Below are 19,252 nucleotides of genomic sequence, written 5' to 3' on the forward strand. Positions count from 1 at the left end.
GTTTATTAAGAAGATGAGTCAGAAAATCCGCATTAAGCTTAAGTCTTACGACCACAATTTGGTGGATAAGAGTGCTGAGAAAATCGTAAAGACTGTAAAGAGTACCGGTGCGATCGTGAACGGTCCTATTCCGCTTCCGACCAACAAGCGTATCTACACAGTATTGCGTTCTCCTCACGTGAATAAGAAGTCACGTGAGCAGTTCCAGTTGTCTTCCTTCAAGCGTTTGCTCGACATCTACAGTTCTTCATCCAAGACCATTGATGCCTTGATGAAGCTGGAGTTGCCTAGTGGAGTGGAAGTAGAGATTAAAGTCTGAGTTTAGAGTATTAATTTAAATAGATTGTCAAATGCCTGGAATGATCGGTAAAAAGATCGGGATGACAAGCCTCTTTGACGAAAACGGTAAAAACTTACCGTGTACCGTCATCGAAGTGGAGCCCAACGTGGTAACCCAGATCAAGACCGCTGAGAAAGACGGTTACGAAGCCGTACAGTTAGCTTACGGCGAACAAAAAGAGAGTCGTGTACCTGCTGCTATGGTAGGACACTTCAAGAAGGCTGGAGTAAGCCCTCGCAAAAAAGTAAAAGAATTCGATACCAGCTTCGGAGAAGTGGAATTGAAGGAAGGTGTAGCAATTAGCGTAGACCAATTTTTTGCCGAAGGACAATTCGTTGATATCTCCGGTGTATCAAAAGGAAAAGGTTTTCAGGGTGTAGTAAAGCGTCATGGCTTTGGTGGAGTAGGTCAAGCTACCCACGGTCAGCATAACCGCTTACGTGCTCCTGGTTCAATTGGTGCCGGTTCGGATCCATCACGCGTATTTAAAGGTATGCGAATGGCCGGACGCATGGGAGGAGCTATGACTATGGTAGAGAACCTCCGTGTAATTAAGGTAGATGCCGATAAGAACCTTTTGGTTGTTAAAGGGTCGGTTCCCGGTCCTAAGAACTCAATCTTAATTATCACCAAGTAATGGAATTAGCAGTATTAAATAAAGAAGGTAAGGATACCGGACGTAAAGTGACCTTGGCTGATGACATTTTTGCGATTGAGCCTAATGAGCACGCCCTGTATTTAGATGTTAAACAACATCTTGCCAATAAGCGTCAAGGTACTCACAAAGCGAAAGAACGTGCAGAGATTTCTCGTACTACTAAGAAGTTCTTCCGTCAGAAAGGTACTGGTAATGCCCGTGTAGGATCATTAAAGAGTCCTGTACAACGTGGTGGTGGTACCGTATTCGGTCCCCGTCCTCGTAACTACGGTTTCAAACTCAACAAAAAGTTGAAAGCTTTGGCCCGTCGTTCTGCTTTAGCACAGAAGGCCGCTGACCAAAATATTGTGGTTTTGGAAGCCCTTCAAATGGACAAGCCAAACACTAAAAGCTACGTACAGATTTTGAGCGCCTTAGGCCTCCAAGACAAAAAATCTTTACTGGTGCTTGGTGAGTCAAATAAAGCTGTATATTTGTCGTCCCGAAATTTTAAGGGTTCCGACGTGATAAGTGCTTCAGAATTAAACACTTACGCTGTAATGAAGGCGCAAACTGTGATTTTATCTGAAGATTCGTTGGAGAAGCTTGAAACTGTTTTAAGATAGTAAACCATGGGCATTTTGATCAAACCAATCATCACTGAGAAGGCTACCGCTGATAGCGAAGACAACAATCGTTTTGCTTTCGAAGTTGCGGTGGATGCCAACAAGGTTGAGATCCGCAAGGCAGTGGAAGAGCTCTACGGTGTGAACGTAGAAAGTGTAAAAACTATGGTAATGCCAGGTAAGCGTAAGTTCCGCTATACCAAACAAGGTATTACTCGTGGTAACACTGGTAAGTATAAGAAAGCCATTGTGCAGGTTCGCAGTGGTGAAACTATTGACCTCTATAGCGAAATTTAATCATGGCTGTACGAAAATTAAATCCGGTTACTCCCGGACAGCGTTTTAAGGTTGTAGGTCAGTTTGAAACTGTAACCGCCAGCAAGCCTGAGAAATCTCTTGTAAAAGGGAAGTCTAAGTCGGGCGGACGTAACAATAGTGGTAAAATGACCATGCGCCAAGTGGGTGGTGGTCATAAACGTCGTTATCGTGTGATCGATTTCAAACGCGAAAAAGACGGCGTTCCTGCAACTGTAAAGTCCATCGAGTATGATCCTAACCGTTCTGCTCGCGTGGCTTTGTTGTTTTATGCAGATGGAGAGAAGCGTTACATTATCGCTCCTAACGGTTTACAAGTTGGGCAGCAGGTAGTAAGTGGTAAAGATGCTACTCCTGAAATCGGTAACACCATGTTCCTGGAGAATATTCCTTTAGGTACAGTAATCAGTTGCATTGAGATGCGCCCTGGACAAGGAGCTATCATTGCACGTTCTGCCGGATCTTTTGCCCAATTAGCGGCTCGCGATGGTAAGTATGCTATCGTGAAAATGCCTAGCGGTGAAACCCGTATGATCTTGACTACTTGTAAAGCTACTATTGGTGCTATCGGAAACTCAGATCACCAATTAGAGCGCAGTGGTAAGGCAGGTCGTAGCCGTTGGTTAGGCCGTCGTCCTCGCGTTCGTGGTGTAGCGATGAACCCAGTAGATCACCCCATGGGTGGTGGTGAAGGTCGTGCCAGCGGTGGCCATCCACGTTCACGTACTGGTATTCCAGCCAAAGGGTACAAAACTCGTACTCCTAAGAAGGCTTCGAACAAGTATATCATTGAAAGACGTAAAAAGTAATTAGCTATGGCGAGATCACTAAAAAAAGGTCCTTTTATTCACCATAAGCTGGAGCAGCGAGTATTGGCGCAAGCCGATAGCGGTAAGAAGTCGGTAATCAAGACTTATAGCCGTGCCTCCATGATCTTTCCTGAAGCAGTAGGTCAGACTATAGCTGTACACAACGGAAGAACCTTTGTTCCTGTTTTTGTAACAGAAAACATGGTAGGTCACAAATTCGGTGAATTTGCATTGACTCGTACCTTCCGTGGACACGGTGGTAATAAGAAAGATAAAGGTAAGCGCTAAGAATAGGTTATGGGATCTAGAAAGAAACAATCTGCTGAAGCAAGAAAAGAAGCCCGTAAAAACGTGGCGATTGCTCAGCTGCGCAATTACCCAACCAGCCCTCGCAAGATGCGTTTGGTAGCTGATATGGTACGTGGAATGGATGTTGAAAAAGCTTTGTACCTCTTAAAGTACAGCCCTAAGCATGCCAGTATCCCCATGGAGAAATTATTGCGCTCAGCGATTAACAACTGGGAGCAGAAGAATGAAGGAGAGCGTATCGAAGATGCAGGATTATATGTATCTAGCATTCAGGTTGACTCCGCTCGTATGTTGAAGCGTATTCAAGCCGCCCCTCAGGGTCGTGCACATCGCATTCGCAAACGCAGTAATCATGTAACCATTGTGGTAGATGCTCGTAACAACGACGAAGCAGCCGCAGAATCTAACGAAGTAAACGAATAACCGCATGGGACAGAAGACTAATCCAATAGGAAACCGATTAGGATTTATCCGCGGCTGGGATAGCAATTGGTACGGTGGCCGTAATTATGGCGACAAGATCGCGGAAGATGCCAAAATCCGCAATTACTTGTACGCACGTTTAAATAAGGCCAGCGTTAGCCGTATCATTATTGAGCGTACCCTTAAACTGGTTACCATTACCATTACTACCAGTCGTCCTGGTATTATCATCGGTAAAGGTGGTCAGGAAGTTGATAAATTGAAGGAGGAGCTAAAAAAGCTCACCAAGAAAGAAGTTCAGATTAACATTTTCGAGATCAAGCGTCCTGAACTAGATGCCAAACTGGTGGCTGATTCTATCGCCCGCCAAATTGAAGGACGTATCTCTTACCGTCGTGCCGTGAAAATGGCTATAGCTGCATCGATGCGTATGGGAGCAGAAGGGATCAAGATTATGGTTTCTGGTCGTTTGAACGGTGCGGAAATGGCGCGTTCCGAAATGTATAAAGACGGACGTACACCCTTGCACACTTTCCGCGCAGACATTGACTATGCTTTGACTGAAGCTCACACTACCTACGGTCGTTTGGGTATCAAAGTATGGATCATGAAAGGAGAAGTATACGGAAAGCGCGACCTGAGCAACCCATTCGGTACAGCTAAGAAAAGCAATGGACCGGCTGGTGGAGCCAATGCAGGTGGCGGACGTAACAGAAGAAAAAGAAAATAAGCGGACCGCTTAAAATATTGAAAGATGTTACAACCTAAGAAAACAAAACACAGAAAGCAGTTTAAAGGCCGCATGAAGGGTAACTCCCAGCGCGGTGCCGAGATTGCTTTCGGTAGTTTCGGTCTGAAAGCGATGGATTCGGTTTTCATCACCTCACGTCAGATCGAGGCGGCGCGTATTGCAGCTACCCGTTACATGAAACGTGAAGGTCAGTTGTGGATCCGTATTTTCCCCGATAAGCCCATTACCAAAAAGCCAGCCGAAGTACGGATGGGTAAAGGTAAAGGTGCCTTGGATCACTGGGTTGCTGTTGTACGTCCCGGACGTATCCTCTTCGAACTTGATGGTGTAAACCAGGAGATCGCTCAAGAGGCATTGCGTTTGGCCGCTCAAAAGCTTCCCGTTAAATGTAAGTTTATCGTTCGCCGGGATTATACCGGTGCCTAATTAAGATTGAAAGATGAAGGCATCCGTAATTAGAGAAATGACCACGCAAGAAATCTCCGATCAAGTAGCTGAGGAGAAGATCAATTACGACAAGTTGCGTATGGCGCACCACATTTCTCCCTTAGAGAATCCTGTGGAATTGAAAGAAAAAAGAAAGTTGATCGCTCGCTTGAGTACAGAGCTTCGTGCCCGTACTGAAGAAAGCGCATCTTAATAAGACTGTTCAAAATGGAACACAAAAGAAACTTGCGTAAAGAACGTATCGGGGTAGTTACCAGCAACAAAATGGCTAAGTCCATCGTGGTGTCGGTAGAGAAAAAGCAAAAGCACCCTATGTACGGTAAGTTTATTAAGCTTACCAAGAAGTTTCATGCTCATGATGAGAAGAATGAGTGCAATATCGGTGATACCGTACGCATCATGGAAACTCGTCCCCTGAGCAAGACCAAGAACTGGAGACTAGTAGAAATCATTGAAAGAGCGAAGTAAGCGATGTTACAACAGGAATCTAGACTTAAAGTAGCGGATAACACCGGAGCCAAGGAAGTTCTGGTAATTCGTGTGTTGGGAGGTACCGGTCGTCGTTATGCTTCCGTTGGAGACCGCATCGTGGTTTCTATCAAGGAATCTACTCCTTCCGGTAATGCCAAAAAAGGACAAGTATCCAAAGCGGTGGTGGTTCGCACCAAAAAAGAGGTTCGTCGTCCCGATGGATCTTATATCCGTTTTGACGACAATGCTTGTGTATTGCTGAATGCGCAGAATGAAATGCGTGGTACTCGTGTTTTCGGACCGGTTGCCCGTGAACTTCGCGACAAACAGTATATGAAGATTGTATCATTAGCCCCTGAGGTACTTTAAACGAAAGAACAATGGCCAAATTTCATATCAAAAAAGGTGATAAAGTAGTTGTTCTCTCCGGCGAAGACAAAGGCAAGGAGGGTACAGTACTAGAGATGCTTCCTAAAAAAGGAAAGGCGATCGTTGAAGGTATCAATGTGGTGAAAAAACACAAGAAGCCTAGCGCTACCGATCCTCAAGGTGGTATCGAAGAAGTAGAAGCTCCTGTTTATCTGTCTAAATTGATGTTGATCGATCCCGCAAATGGTGAACCCACTCGCGTAGGTCGTAAAGCTGACGAGAACGGTAAACTGGTACGGTATTCAAAGAAAACTCAAGAGATTATTAAGTAATGGATTTTTCTACCAAATTAAAAGATAAGTACCAGGAGCAGATTGTTCCGGCTCTTACCGAAGAATTCGGATATCAGAATCGCATGGAAGTGCCTCGCTTGAAAAAGATTGTTCTTTCTCAAGGTGTAGGTGAAGCTACCGGTGATAAGAAACTGGTAGAGCAGGCGGTTGAGCAAATGTCTATGATTGCTGGTCAGAAAGCGATCGTTACTTATTCCCGTAAGGATATCTCAAACTTTAAACTTCGTAAAGGCATGCCTATCGGAGCTAAAGTGACCCTTCGTGGTGAGCGTATGTTTGAATTCCTTGAGCGTTTATTGTGGTCTGCATTGCCACGTATCCGTGACTTTAACGGAATTAAGAATAACGGTTTTGATGGTCGTGGTAACTATACCTTAGGTATTACCGAACAGATCATCTTCCCCGAAATCAATATTGATAGAGTGCCACGCATTACCGGTATGGATATCACTTTCGTGACTTCCGCTGATACCGATAAAGAAGCGCTGGCCTTGTTGAAGAACTTTGGATTACCCTTCAAAAAATAAGACATGGCGAAAGAATCAATGAAAGCGCGCGAGCGCAAACGCGAAAAGCTGGTAGCCAAATACGCTCAGAAGCGTGCCGAGCTCAAAGCAGCCGGTGATTACGAAGCTTTACAAAAGCTTCCTAAGAATGCTTCTCCTGTGCGTCTGCACAATCGTTGCAAGCTTACCGGCCGTCCACGTGGATACATGCGCCAGTTCGGAGTTAACCGGGTAACCTTCAGAGAGATGGCCAACCAAGGTCTGATCCCAGGAGTTAAAAAAGCCAGTTGGTAAAAAGGTTTAGAGATGATTACAGATCCAATTGCAGATTATTTGAATCGTGTTCGTAACGCCATTTTGGCCGGACACAAAGTAGTGGAAATCCCAGCTTCTAATTTGAAGAAGGAGATCACTAAAATTCTTCAGGATCAGGGTTATATCCTGAACCATAAAATCCTGGAAGAAGGACCTCAAGGCACTATCAAAATTGCTTTGAAATATGATCGTATTACCAACGAGCCTGCTATTCGCTCTTTGAAGCGTGTAAGTAAGCCTGGTTTACGTACTTATACCGGCAGTGCAAACATGCCAAGGGTAATCAATGGTTTGGGTATTGCTATCGTATCTACTTCGAAAGGAGTAATGACCGATAAAGAGGCCCGTAAAGAGAATGTAGGTGGCGAAGTTCTTTGCTACGTATACTAAAAATTAAGAGATGTCACGAGTAGGAAAAGCCCCCATTAGTATCCCAGCCGGAGTTGAAGTAAGCTTCAAAGACGGTGTGGTTGCCGTGAAGGGTAAATTAGGTGAGCTTCAGCAGACTGTTTCTAACAGTGTGGAGTTGAGCATCGAAGATAATACCATCACTCTGAACCGTAAGAATGATGAGAAGCAATCGCGTGCCGACCATGGTCTGTACCGTGCTTTGATCAACAATATGGTACTTGGTGTTTCTGAAGGTTTCGAAAAGAAATTAGAACTGGTAGGTGTAGGTTATCGTGCAACCAACCAGGGACAACTTCTGGATCTTTCTTTAGGATACTCTCACAATATCGTACTTGAGGTTCCTCAAGAAGTGAAAGTGGAGACTGTATCTGAAAAAGGTAAGAACCCCATTGTGATCCTTAAGAGTCACGACAAGCAACTGGTTGGTATGGTAGCGGCTAAGATTCGTTCTTTCCGTAAGCCAGAGCCTTACAAAGGAAAAGGTGTTCGCTTTGTAGGTGAGTACATCCGTAGAAAGGCTGGTAAAACTGCTAGTAAATAATTAAGACATGGCACTGACTAAAACAGAAAGAAGAACCCGAATCCGCAGCCGGATTCGTAAAAAAGTAAGCGGAACCAACAGTATTCCTCGCTTATCGGTTTTCCGTTCCAATAAAGAAATTTACGCTCAGCTGATCGATGATGTGAGTGGTAAAACTTTAGCTGCTGCATCTTCTTTAGATAAAGAAATCAGCAAGGAGGGAACCAAGTCGGATATCGCGAAAGCCGTAGGCGCTGCCTTGGCCAAGAAAGCCACTGAAGCAGGCCTCGAAACTTGTGCCTTCGACCGTGGTGGATATTTATATCACGGACGGGTAAAAGCTTTGGCTGATGGTGCTCGCGAAGGTGGATTAAAATTTTAAGAAAATCCCATGATTAAAGGACACAAAAATATTCAACGCGTAAAGCCGAGTGGTCTGGAATTAACCGATCGCGTAGTAGGCATTCAACGGGTAACCAAAGTGACCAAAGGTGGACGTACCTTCGGTTTCTCTGCCATCGTTGTGGTAGGAGATGAAAACGGGGTTGCCGGTTACGGATTGGGAAAAAGCAAGGAAGTATCCGAAGCCATTCAGAAAGGTATCGAAGATGCCAAGAAGAATTTGGTACGTATTCCGCTCGTGAAGAATACTATTCCTCATCAGCAGGATGGTAAATTCGGAGGAGCCCGCGTATTCCTTCGTCCTGCATCAAACGGTACCGGAGTAATTGCCGGTGGTGCGATGCGTGCGGTTTTAGAAAGCCTTGGTGTACATGATGTACTTGCCAAATCTAAAGGTTCTTCTAACCCTCACAATGTGGTAAAAGCTACCTTCGACGCATTGCTTTCATTGCGTGATGCTGGTGCGATTGCTAAGACTCGCGGTATTAGCGTGGATAAAGTATTTAACGGTTAAGAAATTGTTTCATGGCTAAGATCAGAGTTAAACAAGTACGCAGCAAAATCAACCGTCCTGAGGATCAAAAACGTACCTTGGAGGCCTTAGGTTTGCGTAAGATGAACCAAGTGGTTGAGCATGAAGCCACTCCTCAGATTATAGGTATGGTGCGTAAAGTAGCACACCTGTTGGAAGTGGAAGAATTGAACTAAGCTAACGCATAGAAAGATAGTATAATGAGCTTGAATAATTTAAAACCTGCGGATGGTTCTGTAAAGAACACGAAGCGCATCGCTCGCGGTGAGGGAAGTGGACATGGTGGTACTTCTACCCGTGGTCACAAAGGTGCTAAGTCTCGCAGTGGATATAAGTCCAAGATTGGTTTTGAGGGTGGTCAGATGCCATTGCAGCGTCGTGTACCCAAGTTCGGATTTAAAAACCCTAACCGCGTAGAGTATAATGGTATTAACCTCGATACTTTACAGTCTTTAGTAGACAACGGTAAAGTAAGTGGTGATGTAACCGTACAAAACCTTATCGACAATGGATTGATCGCTAAGAGTGATCGCGTAAAGATCCTCGGACGTGGCGAATTGACCGCTAAGTTAAACGTAGAAGCACATGCTTTCTCAGCCAGCGCTAAAGCAGCGATCGAGGCTCAAGGAGGCGAAGCTAAAACTGTATAATACCGGAACATGAAGCGATTTATCGATACGATCAAGAATATCTGGGCAATCGAAGAACTAAGGGAAAAGATTCTTTTAACCTTAGGTCTTTTGCTTATTTATCGCTTAGGTTCCAATGTGGTTCTTCCTGGCGTTAATACCGAAACCCTATCCTCTTTGCAAAGTCAGGCTGATGGTGGTTTAATTGGTATTTTGAATGCCTTTACCGGTGGAGCCTTTGCTAATGCCTCTATTCTGGCATTGGGGATTATGCCCTATATCTCTGCCAGTATCGTAATTCAGCTTCTTGGTATGGCTGTTCCTACTATCCAAAAGATGCAAAAGGAAGGAGAGAGCGGTCGTCGTAAACTGAATCAAATTACTCGGATTCTAACCATTGGTATTACCATGGCTCAGGCTCCGGGTTATGTTGCCAACCTAATGGCGCAAGGTGTTGAAACAACCGTGAGTGGTCAAACTTTCTGGTTGTTGAGTATCGTAGTGCTTACTGCAGGTACCATTTTCGCTATGTGGTTGGGTGAACGTATTACCGACAAAGGAATTGGTAATGGTATCTCCCTCCTTATTATGGTGGGTATTATCGCCAGTTTACCACAGGCTTTCCTACAAGAGCTCGTTTCCAAGTTGGAGCGTAGCGGTGGTGGTCTGGTACTCTTTGTGGTAGAGATTGCAGCTTTAATTATTGTAATTCTATTGGCAGTTGCCCTGGTACAAGCGGTACGTCGAGTTCCTGTACAGTATGCTAAGCGTACTACTGGAGGTCGCACCTTTACCGGAAACATGGCACGTCAGTATATTCCTCTTAAGGTGAATGCTTCAGGTGTAATGCCGATCATTTTTGCGCAGGCGATTATGTTTATTCCGGTAACCATCCTTAGCTACACCGCGGCTGGTGAAGATGCGAGCGGCGGATGGTTAATTACAGCCTTTAGTGATATTCAGGGATTCTGGTACAACTTTGTGTTTGCCGTACTGATTATCTTATTTACCTATTTCTATACTGCAATTCAGGTTAACACTAATCAAATGGCTGAAGACCTGAAGCGCAACGGTGGTTTTATTCCGGGCATTAAACCGGGTAAAGCAACTGCAGAATTCTTGGACACGGTACTGTCTCGTATCACCTTACCGGGATCCATTTTTCTGGCCATTTTGGCCATTTTACCAGCCTTCGCAATGATCGCTGGTGTAAATACCCAGTTCGCATATTTCTACGGAGGTACCAGCTTGCTCATTATGGTGGGTGTAGTATTGGATACGCTGCAGCAAATTGAGAGCTACCTGTTGAACCGTCATTATGATGGTTTGATGAAAAACGGAAAATTAAAAGGAAGAGCAGTTAGCGCATTCTAAGGAGAAGAACACTATGGCGAAACAATCGGCAATTGAACAAGACGGAACCATTGTAGAAGCATTGAGTAATGCAATGTTCCGGGTTGAATTGGAGAATGGACACGTTATTACTGCGCACATCTCCGGAAAAATGCGAATGAACTACATTAAACTTTTACCCGGTGACAAAGTGAAACTTGAAATGTCACCCTATGATTTAAGCAAAGGTCGTATTACTTACCGCTACTAAGATTATGAAAGTAAGAGCATCATTGAAAAAAAGAAGTGCAGATTGCAAGATCGTACGTCGTAAAGGCAAGCTGTACGTGATCAACAAGAAGAATCCCAAGTTCAAACAAAGACAAGGTTAATATTTAGCTGATATGGCGAGAATTGCTGGTATTGATTTACCGAAAAATAAGCGAGGCGAGATTGGCCTTACCTATATCTTCGGCATTGGCCGCAGCCGTGCTGTAAAGATCCTCGAAGAGGCCGAAATCGACCCAAATATCAAGGTTAGCGAATGGGACGACGATCAGTTGACCACCATCCGTCGAATTATTTCTGATAATTACACCGTAGAAGGTGAACTGCGTTCTGAAATCCAATTGAACATCAAGCGTTTGATGGATATTGGATGCAATCGTGGTATTCGTCATCGTGCCGGCTTGCCACTTCGCGGTCAGCGCACCAAGAATAACTCTCGTACGCGTAAAGGTCGTCGTAAGACCGTTGCCAACAAGAAGAAGGCCACTAAATAATATTGACGCATCATGGCAAAGAAGCAAGGAAAAGTTACTAAGAAGCGTAATGTGGTGGTTGAAGCAGCCGGAGAGGCGCATATCAACGCTACATTCAATAACATCATTATCTCGCTTACCAATACTCGCGGTCAAGTTATTTCTTGGTCTAGCGCCGGTAAAATGGGATTCCGTGGTTCTAAGAAAAACACTCCTTACGCTGCTCAAATGGCAGCCGAGGACTGTGCAACTAAAGCTGCAGAATACGGATTGAAAAAGGTAAAGGTTTACGTAAAAGGACCAGGTAATGGTCGTGAATCCGCTATCCGTAGCATCCACAATAGTGGAGTAGAGGTTACTGAAATTGTTGACGTAACCCCAATCCCACACAATGGATGTCGTCCACCCAAGAGAAGAAGAGTTTAATCACCGATTTAGATTAAAGAGTAATGGCTAGATACACAGGCCCCGTTTCCAAGATCGCACGTAAATTCCAAGACCCTATTTTCGGTCCTGATCGTGCCTTAGAAAGAAAAAACTATCCTCCCGGTCAACACGGTCCTAACCGTCGTCGCGGGAAGAAATCGGAATATGCTATTCAGTTAGCTGAAAAGCAAAAAGCAAAATACACTTACGGTATTCTGGAACGTCAGTTCGCGAATATGTTTGACCGTGCTTCACGTGCGAAAGGTATTACCGGTGAGGTATTACTGCAATTGTGCGAAAGCCGCTTAGACAATATCGTGTACCGTTTAGGGATTGCTCCAACTCGTCGTGCCGCACGTCAGTTGGTAGGTCACCGTCATATCACTGTTAATGGTGAGGTGAACAATATTCCTTCTTATCACGTGAAAGTGGGAGATATTATCGCTGTACGCGAGAAATCCAAATCACTTCAAGTGGTATCCGATTCATTAGCTACTCGTAAAGAACCATTAGAATGGTTAGAGTGGAATGAGTCTTCACACAGCGGTAAAATGCTGAGCGTACCTATGAGAGCTCAAGTTCCTGAAAACATTAAGGAGCAGCTCATCGTAGAATTGTACTCTAAATAATTAATAATCTTAATCCCTACCCTTATGGCGATTTTAAATTTCCAGAAGCCTGATCAGGTTATTATGAATCAAGCGACCGATACAGAAGGTCAATTTGAGTTCAGGCCTTTGGAGCCCGGATACGGTCTCACCGTAGGAAACGCTTTGCGTCGGGTTCTTTTGTCATCACTGGAGGGCTTCGCCATCACTTCTGTTCGCATTGAAGGAGTGGATCACGAGTTCTCCACCATTAAAGGTGTGGTAGAAGACGTTACTGAAATCGTTCTTAACCTTAAACAAGTACGCTTTAAGCGTCAAATTGAGGAGAACGAAACTGAGAATATCAATGTGAGCATTAGCGGCCAAGAACGTATCACCGCGGGTGATATCGGTAAATTCGCCAGCTCATTCCAGGTACTGAATCCAGACCTGGTAATTTGTAATCTCGATCCTTCAGTAACCATTACCATGGACATCACCGTTGAGAAAGGTCGTGGTTACGTGCCTGCTGAGGAAAATAAGAAAAGTGGTGCTCCTATTGGAACCATCGCTGTAGATGCTATCTATACTCCCATCAAAAATGTGAAGTACAGCATCGAAAACTATCGTGTGGAACAAAAGACTGACTTCGAAAAGTTGATCTTAGACATCACCACTGATGGTTCTATTCATCCTAAGAAAGCACTTACTGAAGCCGCTAAAATCTTGATCCAACACTTTATGTTGGTGAGTGATGAAAAAATCTCCTTAGAGGATAACTCCTCTTCTGAGGCTGATAAGTACGACGAAGAAATCCTGCACATGCGCCAATTGCTTAAAACCAAATTGGTGGATATGGACCTTTCAGTTCGTGCATTGAACTGCTTAAAAGCAGCTGAAGTTGATACCTTGGGAGACCTGGTGACTTACACCAAGAGCGATCTGATGAAATTCCGCAACTTCGGTAAGAAATCTCTTACTGAACTCGACGAATTAGTGGAAAGCAAGGGATTAAGCTTCGGTATGGATATCTCTAAATACAAATTAGACAAGGACTAGTTAACCGATGAGACACGGAAAGAAAATAAATCATCTCGGTAGAAAGTCAGCACACCGCAAGGCTATGCTGGCCAATATGGCAAACAGCCTTATTGAACACAAGCGTATTAATACCACCGTTGCCAAAGCCAAAGCTTTGAAATTGTTTGTGGAGCCGTTGATCACTAAATCAAAAACCGACAGCACTCACAACCGTCGTATTGTATTCTCTTACTTGAAGAATAAAAATGCGGTAACTGAATTGTTCCGTGAGGTTGCAGCCAAAGTTGGTGATCGTCCTGGTGGATATACTCGTATCATTAAAACCGGTACCCGTTTAGGTGATAATGCCGAGATGTGTATGATCGAACTGGTTGATTTCAACGAAATCTACACCAGTGCCAAAAAAGAAGCTACTAAGTCTAAGCGTCGTCGTCGTGGCAGTTCCGGAAAAACTCAGAAAGAGGAAACTCCGGCTGTTGAAGCGGCAACTGAAGAAGTAGTAGAGGAAACTCCAGCAGTAGAAGAGGCTCCAAAGGCCGAAGCTCCTGAAGCTCCTGCTGAAGAATCGAATGAAGAAGAAAAGAAAGGCGAGTAATTGAATTTCTTTTAACGTATAGAAAAGGGATAAGAGCATTAGTTCTTATCCCTTTTTTTGTGGATGATTGCTTTAGGAATTAACTTTGAAGAGTTTTTGAAAGATGGCCAATTTTACACGTAAGAAAGCAGTAGTAGTCCTGCAAGATGGAACTACATTTTGGGGAAGATCGGTAGGTTTAGATGGAAGCTCTACCGGCGAAATTTGTTTTAACACCGGTATGACCGGCTACCAGGAGATTTTCACCGATCCCAGTTATTATGGCCAGTTGATGGTTACGACCAATGCCCATATTGGTAATTATGGCGTGAAAGACGATGAAGTGGAGTCCGACTCTATTAAGATTGCCGGATTAATTTGTAAGAACTTCAGCTTCGATCACAGTCGGGTAGGCGCTACTAATTCTCTTTTGAAGTACTTCGAAGAGAATGGCAAATTGGTGATCTCAGATGTGGATACCCGCGCCTTGGTACGTCATATCCGCAGCAAAGGGGCTATGAATGCTATTATTAGCACCGAGACCGAAGATCTCGAAGCTCTGAAAGCTCAACTTAAAGAAGTGCCATCAATGGAAGGCTTGGAGTTATCTTCCAAGGTGGCTACCACCGAAGCTTATTATTTCGGTGAAGAAGATGCAGCGTATAAGCTTGCCGTTTTAGACTTAGGCGTAAAACGCAATATCCTGCGTCATTTCGCTAATCGCGGTTGCTATATGAAAGTGTTTCCGATGAATACTTCTTTGGAAGAAATGAAGGCCTGGGCTCCTGATGGATTGTTTATATCCAATGGTCCCGGAGATCCGGCTGCTATGCAGAATACGGTAAGCATTGTAAATGATATGGTGAATTCAGGATACCCGGTATTTGGTATATGCCTGGGGCATCAGCTGATTGCCATTTCACAAGGCTTAAACACTTATAAAATGCATCAAGGGCACCGTGGTATTAACCATCCGGTACTTAATATCTTAACCGGTAAGGGAGAAATTACCACCCAAAACCATGGCTTCGTTGTGAGCATGGATGCCGTTGAGGAACATGCAGAAATAGAATTAACTCACCGTCACTTAAATGATGATGGTGTGCAAGGCATTCGCCTGAAAAATAAACCGGTAAGCAGCGTGCAATATCATCCTGAGGCATTCCCAGGGCCGCACGATTCTGAATACCTTTTTGATCAATTCGTAGAACAACTGAAACAATCTAAATCCTAAAAAATGGCAATCATTTCCGGCATTCACGCCCGTCAGATTCTCGACAGTCGCGGTAATCCTACAGTAGAAGTCGATGTAATTACTGAAAGCGGCGCCCTGGGGCGTGCTGCAGTTCCCTCCGGAGCTTCTACCGGTGTACATGAAGCAGTTGAACTTCGCGATGGTGGAGATCAGTGGATGGGTAAAGGCGTGCAAAATGCCGTGGATAACGTGAATAAATTGATCGCTCCCGAGATTATTGGCATGTTCGTTACCGACCAGGCGGATATTGATCAGCGTATGCTGGATCTGGATGGTACGCCCAATAAAGCCAAATTAGGAGCGAATGCCATTTTAGCCGTTTCCTTAGCCGTGGCAAAAGCTGCTGCAAGTGAAACCGGCCAAACATTATATAACTATGTAGGAGGGGTAAATGCCCGCACTTTACCCGTGCCTATGATGAATATCCTGAATGGCGGGGAGCATGCTGATAATGCCATCGACTTTCAGGAATTTATGGTCATGCCTTTCGGTGCCTCGAGTTTCTCAGAAGGATTACGCTGGGGAACGGAAATTTTCCATCACTTGAAAAGTGTACTGAAGGAAAAAGGGTACAGTACCAATGTTGGAGATGAGGGTGGTTTTGCCCCCAATATTCAATCCAATGAAGAGGCGATTGAAACCGTATTGGTGGCCATTGAAAGAGCGGGCTTTAAAGCTGGAGAAGAGATTTACATAGCCATGGATGCCGCCGCCAGTGAATTTTATCACGCTGATGATAAGATGTACCACTTTAGTGATGGCGCCAAGCGCAGCAGTGAAGAAATGGTCGCTTATTGGACCGAATGGGTGAACAAATACCCCATTATTTCGATTGAAGATGGACTGCATGAAGATGATTGGGCCGGTTGGACACAATTGAATGCAGCTATTGGTGATCGCGTACAATTAGTTGGAGATGATTTATTCGTAACCAATGTGGAACGCGTTCAACAAGGGATTGATCAAAAAGCGGCTAATTCTGTTTTGATTAAAGTGAACCAGATTGGAACTTTAACAGAAACCATTGAAACGGTAAGTCTGGCACAAGCCAATAATATGACTTGTGTAATGAGTCACCGTAGTGGAGAAACAGAAGACTCTACCATTGCTGATTTGGCAGTAGCTCTTAATACCGGTCAGATCAAAACCGGCTCAGCTTCACGCAGTGATCGTATGGCAAAGTACAATCAATTGCTTCGTATCGAGGAGATGTTAGGCGAGAGCGCTAAATACCTCGGTACCCAATTCAAATTCATTAAAAAATAGTATTCGTAAATGGAAAATTTAAAACAGCACTTTTCTACTAAAATAGATTCGGCGGCAGCTGAGATCAAAGATTTCCTTGCTAAGCATGGGGATAAAGTAGTGGGTGAGGTGAAGATCAGTCAGCTTTACGGCGGTATGCGCGGTGTAAAAGCACTGATCACCGAAACCTCCAAATTAGATCCAGCCGAGGGTATTCGCTTCCGCGGATATTCCATCCCCGAATTGCAAGACCTTTTACCTAAGGCTCCCGGTGGAAACGAACCTCTTCCCGAAGGGATCTTTTATCTGATGTTATTCGATGAGCTTCCCACCCCAGAAGCTGTACAAGCGGTAACTAAGGAATGGCAAAAAAGAGCAGAAGTACCGGCTCACGTATTTAAGGTATTAGATGCTTTGCCAACCGATACCCATCCTATGACTCAGTTCGTATCCGGTATCATGGCCTTACGCACTGAAAGTGAATTCCACACCGCTTACCGCGATGGAATTAATAAAAAAGACTACTGGCAACCTACCTTTGAGGATGTAATGAACCTCATTGCTCGTCTTCCACAAGTTGCAGCTTATATCTACCGTCGTACCTACCATAATGGCGATCATATTGCTCCGGATCCAAGCTTGGATTGGGGTGGTAACTTCGCTCATATGCTTGGGTTTAATGATGAGGAATTCCGCGAATTAATGCGCATTTACCTTACCATTCACTCCGACCATGAAGGTGGTAATGTATCCGGTCATACCATTCACTTGGTAGGATCTGCCTTGAGTGATGCTTATCAGTCTTTTGCAGCTGGTATGAACGGATTAGCAGGACCATTGCACGGATTGGCAAATCAGGAAGTAATTCGCTGGACCTTAGCCATGCGCGACGAATTAGGAGGTGGCTTACCTACTAAAGATGCCATTGAAGCCTATGTGCGTAAGACCTTAGACGAAGGCAAGGTGATTCCAGGATTTGGTCACGCCGTATTGCGTAAGACGGATCCTCGTTACACCGCACAGCGTGAATTTGCCTTAAAGCATATGCCTGAGGATGAATTATTCCAGCTGATCAGCCGTATTTACGAAGTAGTTCCTAATGTATTGCAAGAATTGGGTAAGGTGAAAAACCCTTGGCCAAATGTGGATGCCCATAGCGGACAGTTATTGATGCATTATGGATTAACCGAGTATGACTTCTATACCGTATTATTTGGTGTGAGTCGTTCTTTAGGAACTCTGGCCAGTTTAATCTGGGATCGCGCTTTAGGTATGCCTATCGAGCGTCCGGGATCTACTACCACTAAATTGTTGAAAGAAGAATACGACGCTTAGTCCATTCTTTATAGATATAGAAAAAGGCTGTTCAAATTGAGCAGCCTTTTTTATTGGGCTAGAATTTGAAGTTTTAAAGAAATCAGTTGCCTGGAAGAGGTCAAATAATAAATCCCTGCCGGCGCATCAATGTGCAGGTCTTTGCCACTGATCTTGAAAGGGTGTTTTTTTCCGTAGGCATCTATAAGTACCCAGTCATCCGCATTTAGTTCTTTATTGATTCGAAAATGCCCGGTGGAGGGATTGGGATAGGCCGATAAAAGCGGAGCGGAAGAATACAGATCTCGAGATAGTCCTTTGGCCTGGCCGCGAGCTAAAATAAGGCTAGGGGCCTGATTGAAATCCGAACCCGCAGCAAAGAAAAGTCCTTGATTATCACAAACTAAGCCGCTACCAATGCAGGTAGGGGAACTTGAATGGCTGTCAATAAAGAGTCGATTACCAGCGGAATCACTTTCAACTACAATCATTTCGGTTTGGCCATTTTCCGGGGCAATTCGATAGCCGGTAAAGAGGTAGGTGTCATAAGGTGTAATTGCCATATCAAAGCAGGCGTCATTCTTAGTTACACCTGGTCGAACAAACACATCGGAGAGTACATTTAGATTAGTGTCTAGAAGGGTAAGCGTAATATCAAAATATACGGATAGAGCTGAGGCACCTTCGCCTCCAATAGCAATTTGCCCTTTAGAATTAATACCAATGGCATTACCTCCTCTTGTAAAACCGCTGGAGACAATTTTACGATTAAGCTGTTGTCCTTGATTATTAATTTTCGTGACGAGATAGTCGAAACGAGTGGCCAGCTCATAGTCGGAGGTATAAGCCCATCCGCCGGAAGGCAAGGCAATAATTTCTTGGGCCACGAAGGAGAGGGTATCAATTTGAATATGGCGATGTAGGATATTTAAAGCGGTATCCAGGATTAAGACTTGGGCACTTTGCTCGGCACCACTTTGGCTGCGCATTTGATTTAGCAAAGCAATTTGGTTTAGCGGATTGGCTGCAATGTCTTGACCTGCCAAAGTGGTGTCGCCAGAACCAAAACGCTTTTCTTGGAGAAGGACTCCGGCCGTATCAAGGACAGACACCCAGGCTTGGTTGGTGTCGTTCCAAGACCTTTCGCCAGCCACGAATAATTTTTCATGTAGGGAAATAATTTGCGAGGCTGCATAGTTTCCGGTAGTTCCGTATATCTTTTTCCAAAGAACCTGACCCTGGGGGTCGAGCTTATAAAGTTGCCATTTGTTACCGGGAAATTGGTTGGTATCACCATTGGCCAGGTAATAGATATTGCCATTGGGATCTAAACAAAGTTTGGCAGCAGTTTCCAATCTTTGATTAGGTCCAAAGTTCTGCCAAACAGCACTTTGACTATAAAGAGAGGAGCAAAGTAAAAGGAGAATCAGAATGCGCATAGGGCTAAAGTAATTCCTCCAAATGAATTGGCCTATTTCAACCCTTAAATATCGTACTATACTCTCTGAGTTTCAAAAAAATAACTTTACCTTTGCACTCCTTTTTCTGGGGA

At 44.4% G+C, this 19,252-nt stretch carries 33 protein-coding genes; 32 read left to right on the top strand and 1 reads right to left on the bottom strand.

Annotation, left to right across the window (positions count from 1 at the left end; translation table 11 throughout):
• Positions 1 to 13: 13 nt before the first annotated feature.
• The 32 genes from rpsJ (at position 14) to ACO05P_RS17130 (ending at position 17,721) form a co-directional block, all read left to right on the top strand.
• Positions 14 to 319: a 30S ribosomal protein S10 gene (rpsJ, locus tag ACO05P_RS16975; protein ID WP_210757865.1), complete on the top strand. Its 306-nt coding sequence runs from the start codon at positions 14 to 16 to the stop codon at positions 317 to 319.
• A 31-nt stretch (positions 320 to 350) separates the two neighbouring features.
• Positions 351 to 977 carry a 50S ribosomal protein L3 gene (gene rplC, locus ACO05P_RS16980; protein ID WP_421752707.1) on the top strand — a complete coding sequence of 209 codons (627 nt, stop codon included), beginning with the start codon at positions 351 to 353 and terminating at the stop codon, positions 975 to 977.
• Complete coding sequence (gene rplD / locus ACO05P_RS16985) at positions 977 to 1,603, top strand: 50S ribosomal protein L4 (protein WP_421752708.1); 627 nt, start codon at positions 977 to 979, stop codon at positions 1,601 to 1,603. Before rplC ends, rplD begins: the two co-directional genes overlap by 1 nt.
• Before the next feature lie 6 nt (positions 1,604 to 1,609).
• Entirely contained in the window at positions 1,610 to 1,900 is a 291-nt protein-coding gene (gene rplW, locus ACO05P_RS16990; RefSeq protein WP_421752709.1) for a 50S ribosomal protein L23, read from the top strand.
• A 2-nt stretch (positions 1,901 to 1,902) separates the two neighbouring features.
• Positions 1,903 to 2,727, top strand: a complete 825-nt coding sequence (gene rplB, locus ACO05P_RS16995) for a 50S ribosomal protein L2 (protein ID WP_421752710.1) — start codon at positions 1,903 to 1,905, stop codon at positions 2,725 to 2,727.
• 6 nt (positions 2,728 to 2,733) lie between these two features.
• Positions 2,734 to 3,015, top strand: a complete 282-nt coding sequence (gene rpsS / locus ACO05P_RS17000) for a 30S ribosomal protein S19 (protein ID WP_210757870.1) — start codon at positions 2,734 to 2,736, stop codon at positions 3,013 to 3,015.
• 9 nt (positions 3,016 to 3,024) lie between these two features.
• Positions 3,025 to 3,459 carry a 50S ribosomal protein L22 gene (gene rplV / locus ACO05P_RS17005; RefSeq protein ID WP_421752711.1) on the top strand — a complete coding sequence of 145 codons (435 nt, stop codon included), beginning with the start codon at positions 3,025 to 3,027 and terminating at the stop codon, positions 3,457 to 3,459.
• Between the two features lie 4 nt (positions 3,460 to 3,463).
• Positions 3,464 to 4,189 carry a 30S ribosomal protein S3 gene (gene rpsC, locus ACO05P_RS17010; RefSeq protein ID WP_210757872.1) on the top strand — a complete coding sequence of 242 codons (726 nt, stop codon included), beginning with the start codon at positions 3,464 to 3,466 and terminating at the stop codon, positions 4,187 to 4,189.
• Positions 4,190 to 4,213: 24 nt separating this feature from the next.
• Positions 4,214 to 4,636 (top strand): 50S ribosomal protein L16, encoded by a 423-nt coding sequence (rplP, locus tag ACO05P_RS17015; RefSeq protein ID WP_421752712.1) that lies wholly within the window; start codon positions 4,214 to 4,216, stop codon positions 4,634 to 4,636.
• Between the two features lie 13 nt (positions 4,637 to 4,649).
• Positions 4,650 to 4,850 (top strand): 50S ribosomal protein L29, encoded by a 201-nt coding sequence (gene rpmC, locus ACO05P_RS17020; RefSeq protein ID WP_421752713.1) that lies wholly within the window; start codon positions 4,650 to 4,652, stop codon positions 4,848 to 4,850.
• Between the two features lie 14 nt (positions 4,851 to 4,864).
• Complete coding sequence (gene rpsQ / locus ACO05P_RS17025; RefSeq protein WP_210757875.1) at positions 4,865 to 5,125, top strand: 30S ribosomal protein S17; 261 nt, start codon at positions 4,865 to 4,867, stop codon at positions 5,123 to 5,125.
• 3 nt (positions 5,126 to 5,128) lie between these two features.
• A complete protein-coding gene (rplN, locus tag ACO05P_RS17030; protein ID WP_421752714.1) occupies positions 5,129 to 5,497 on the top strand; it encodes a 50S ribosomal protein L14 in 369 nt (122 codons plus the stop codon).
• A gap of 11 nt (positions 5,498 to 5,508) precedes the next feature.
• Entirely contained in the window at positions 5,509 to 5,829 is a 321-nt protein-coding gene (rplX, locus tag ACO05P_RS17035) for a 50S ribosomal protein L24 (RefSeq protein ID WP_210757877.1), read from the top strand.
• A complete protein-coding gene (gene rplE, locus ACO05P_RS17040) occupies positions 5,829 to 6,377 on the top strand; it encodes a 50S ribosomal protein L5 (protein ID WP_421752715.1) in 549 nt (182 codons plus the stop codon). Before rplX ends, rplE begins: the two co-directional genes overlap by 1 nt.
• A gap of 3 nt (positions 6,378 to 6,380) precedes the next feature.
• On the top strand, positions 6,381 to 6,650 hold the full coding sequence (gene rpsN, locus ACO05P_RS17045; protein WP_421752716.1) for a 30S ribosomal protein S14: 270 nt from the start codon (positions 6,381 to 6,383) through the stop codon (positions 6,648 to 6,650).
• A gap of 12 nt (positions 6,651 to 6,662) precedes the next feature.
• Positions 6,663 to 7,061, top strand: a complete 399-nt coding sequence (gene rpsH, locus ACO05P_RS17050; protein WP_210757880.1) for a 30S ribosomal protein S8 — start codon at positions 6,663 to 6,665, stop codon at positions 7,059 to 7,061.
• Positions 7,062 to 7,071: 10 nt separating this feature from the next.
• Positions 7,072 to 7,623 carry a 50S ribosomal protein L6 gene (rplF, locus tag ACO05P_RS17055; protein ID WP_421752717.1) on the top strand — a complete coding sequence of 184 codons (552 nt, stop codon included), beginning with the start codon at positions 7,072 to 7,074 and terminating at the stop codon, positions 7,621 to 7,623.
• Between the two features lie 7 nt (positions 7,624 to 7,630).
• Positions 7,631 to 7,984: a 50S ribosomal protein L18 gene (rplR, locus tag ACO05P_RS17060; RefSeq protein WP_421752718.1), complete on the top strand. Its 354-nt coding sequence runs from the start codon at positions 7,631 to 7,633 to the stop codon at positions 7,982 to 7,984.
• Positions 7,985 to 7,993: 9 nt separating this feature from the next.
• Positions 7,994 to 8,518 (top strand): 30S ribosomal protein S5, encoded by a 525-nt coding sequence (rpsE, locus tag ACO05P_RS17065; protein WP_210757883.1) that lies wholly within the window; start codon positions 7,994 to 7,996, stop codon positions 8,516 to 8,518.
• A gap of 11 nt (positions 8,519 to 8,529) precedes the next feature.
• On the top strand, positions 8,530 to 8,712 hold the full coding sequence (rpmD, locus tag ACO05P_RS17070) for a 50S ribosomal protein L30 (protein ID WP_421752719.1): 183 nt from the start codon (positions 8,530 to 8,532) through the stop codon (positions 8,710 to 8,712).
• Between the two features lie 24 nt (positions 8,713 to 8,736).
• Positions 8,737 to 9,186, top strand: a complete 450-nt coding sequence (gene rplO, locus ACO05P_RS17075) for a 50S ribosomal protein L15 (protein WP_421752720.1) — start codon at positions 8,737 to 8,739, stop codon at positions 9,184 to 9,186.
• A 9-nt stretch (positions 9,187 to 9,195) separates the two neighbouring features.
• On the top strand, positions 9,196 to 10,539 hold the full coding sequence (gene secY, locus ACO05P_RS17080) for a preprotein translocase subunit SecY (RefSeq protein WP_421752721.1): 1,344 nt from the start codon (positions 9,196 to 9,198) through the stop codon (positions 10,537 to 10,539).
• 13 nt (positions 10,540 to 10,552) lie between these two features.
• On the top strand, positions 10,553 to 10,768 hold the full coding sequence (gene infA / locus ACO05P_RS17085; protein ID WP_210757887.1) for a translation initiation factor IF-1: 216 nt from the start codon (positions 10,553 to 10,555) through the stop codon (positions 10,766 to 10,768).
• Positions 10,769 to 10,772: 4 nt separating this feature from the next.
• Entirely contained in the window at positions 10,773 to 10,889 is a 117-nt protein-coding gene (gene ykgO, locus ACO05P_RS17090; protein WP_210757888.1) for a type B 50S ribosomal protein L36, read from the top strand.
• Between the two features lie 12 nt (positions 10,890 to 10,901).
• On the top strand, positions 10,902 to 11,279 hold the full coding sequence (gene rpsM / locus ACO05P_RS17095; RefSeq protein ID WP_421752722.1) for a 30S ribosomal protein S13: 378 nt from the start codon (positions 10,902 to 10,904) through the stop codon (positions 11,277 to 11,279).
• A gap of 12 nt (positions 11,280 to 11,291) precedes the next feature.
• Positions 11,292 to 11,684 (top strand): 30S ribosomal protein S11, encoded by a 393-nt coding sequence (gene rpsK, locus ACO05P_RS17100; protein WP_210757890.1) that lies wholly within the window; start codon positions 11,292 to 11,294, stop codon positions 11,682 to 11,684.
• 23 nt (positions 11,685 to 11,707) lie between these two features.
• Positions 11,708 to 12,313 carry a 30S ribosomal protein S4 gene (gene rpsD / locus ACO05P_RS17105; RefSeq protein ID WP_421752723.1) on the top strand — a complete coding sequence of 202 codons (606 nt, stop codon included), beginning with the start codon at positions 11,708 to 11,710 and terminating at the stop codon, positions 12,311 to 12,313.
• 24 nt (positions 12,314 to 12,337) lie between these two features.
• Positions 12,338 to 13,330 (top strand): DNA-directed RNA polymerase subunit alpha, encoded by a 993-nt coding sequence (locus ACO05P_RS17110; RefSeq protein ID WP_421752724.1) that lies wholly within the window; start codon positions 12,338 to 12,340, stop codon positions 13,328 to 13,330.
• 7 nt (positions 13,331 to 13,337) lie between these two features.
• Positions 13,338 to 13,907 (top strand): 50S ribosomal protein L17, encoded by a 570-nt coding sequence (gene rplQ / locus ACO05P_RS17115; protein ID WP_421752725.1) that lies wholly within the window; start codon positions 13,338 to 13,340, stop codon positions 13,905 to 13,907.
• A 103-nt stretch (positions 13,908 to 14,010) separates the two neighbouring features.
• Positions 14,011 to 15,120: a glutamine-hydrolyzing carbamoyl-phosphate synthase small subunit gene (gene carA / locus ACO05P_RS17120; RefSeq protein ID WP_421752726.1), complete on the top strand. Its 1,110-nt coding sequence runs from the start codon at positions 14,011 to 14,013 to the stop codon at positions 15,118 to 15,120.
• 3 nt (positions 15,121 to 15,123) lie between these two features.
• Entirely contained in the window at positions 15,124 to 16,407 is a 1,284-nt protein-coding gene (gene eno / locus ACO05P_RS17125) for a phosphopyruvate hydratase (RefSeq protein WP_210757895.1), read from the top strand.
• Between the two features lie 9 nt (positions 16,408 to 16,416).
• Positions 16,417 to 17,721, top strand: a complete 1,305-nt coding sequence (locus ACO05P_RS17130) for a citrate (Si)-synthase, eukaryotic (protein WP_421752727.1) — start codon at positions 16,417 to 16,419, stop codon at positions 17,719 to 17,721.
• A gap of 50 nt (positions 17,722 to 17,771) precedes the next feature.
• On the opposite strand, the gene ACO05P_RS17135 is transcribed toward ACO05P_RS17130, so the two are convergent.
• Positions 17,772 to 19,139 (bottom strand): hypothetical protein, encoded by a 1,368-nt coding sequence (locus tag ACO05P_RS17135; RefSeq protein WP_421752728.1) that lies wholly within the window; start codon positions 19,137 to 19,139, stop codon positions 17,772 to 17,774.
• Positions 19,140 to 19,252: the final 113 nt, after the last annotated feature.

The sequence above is a fragment of the Croceimicrobium sp. genome, assembly GCF_965228705.1.
Taxonomy (GTDB): Bacteria; Bacteroidota; Bacteroidia; order Flavobacteriales; family Schleiferiaceae; genus Croceimicrobium.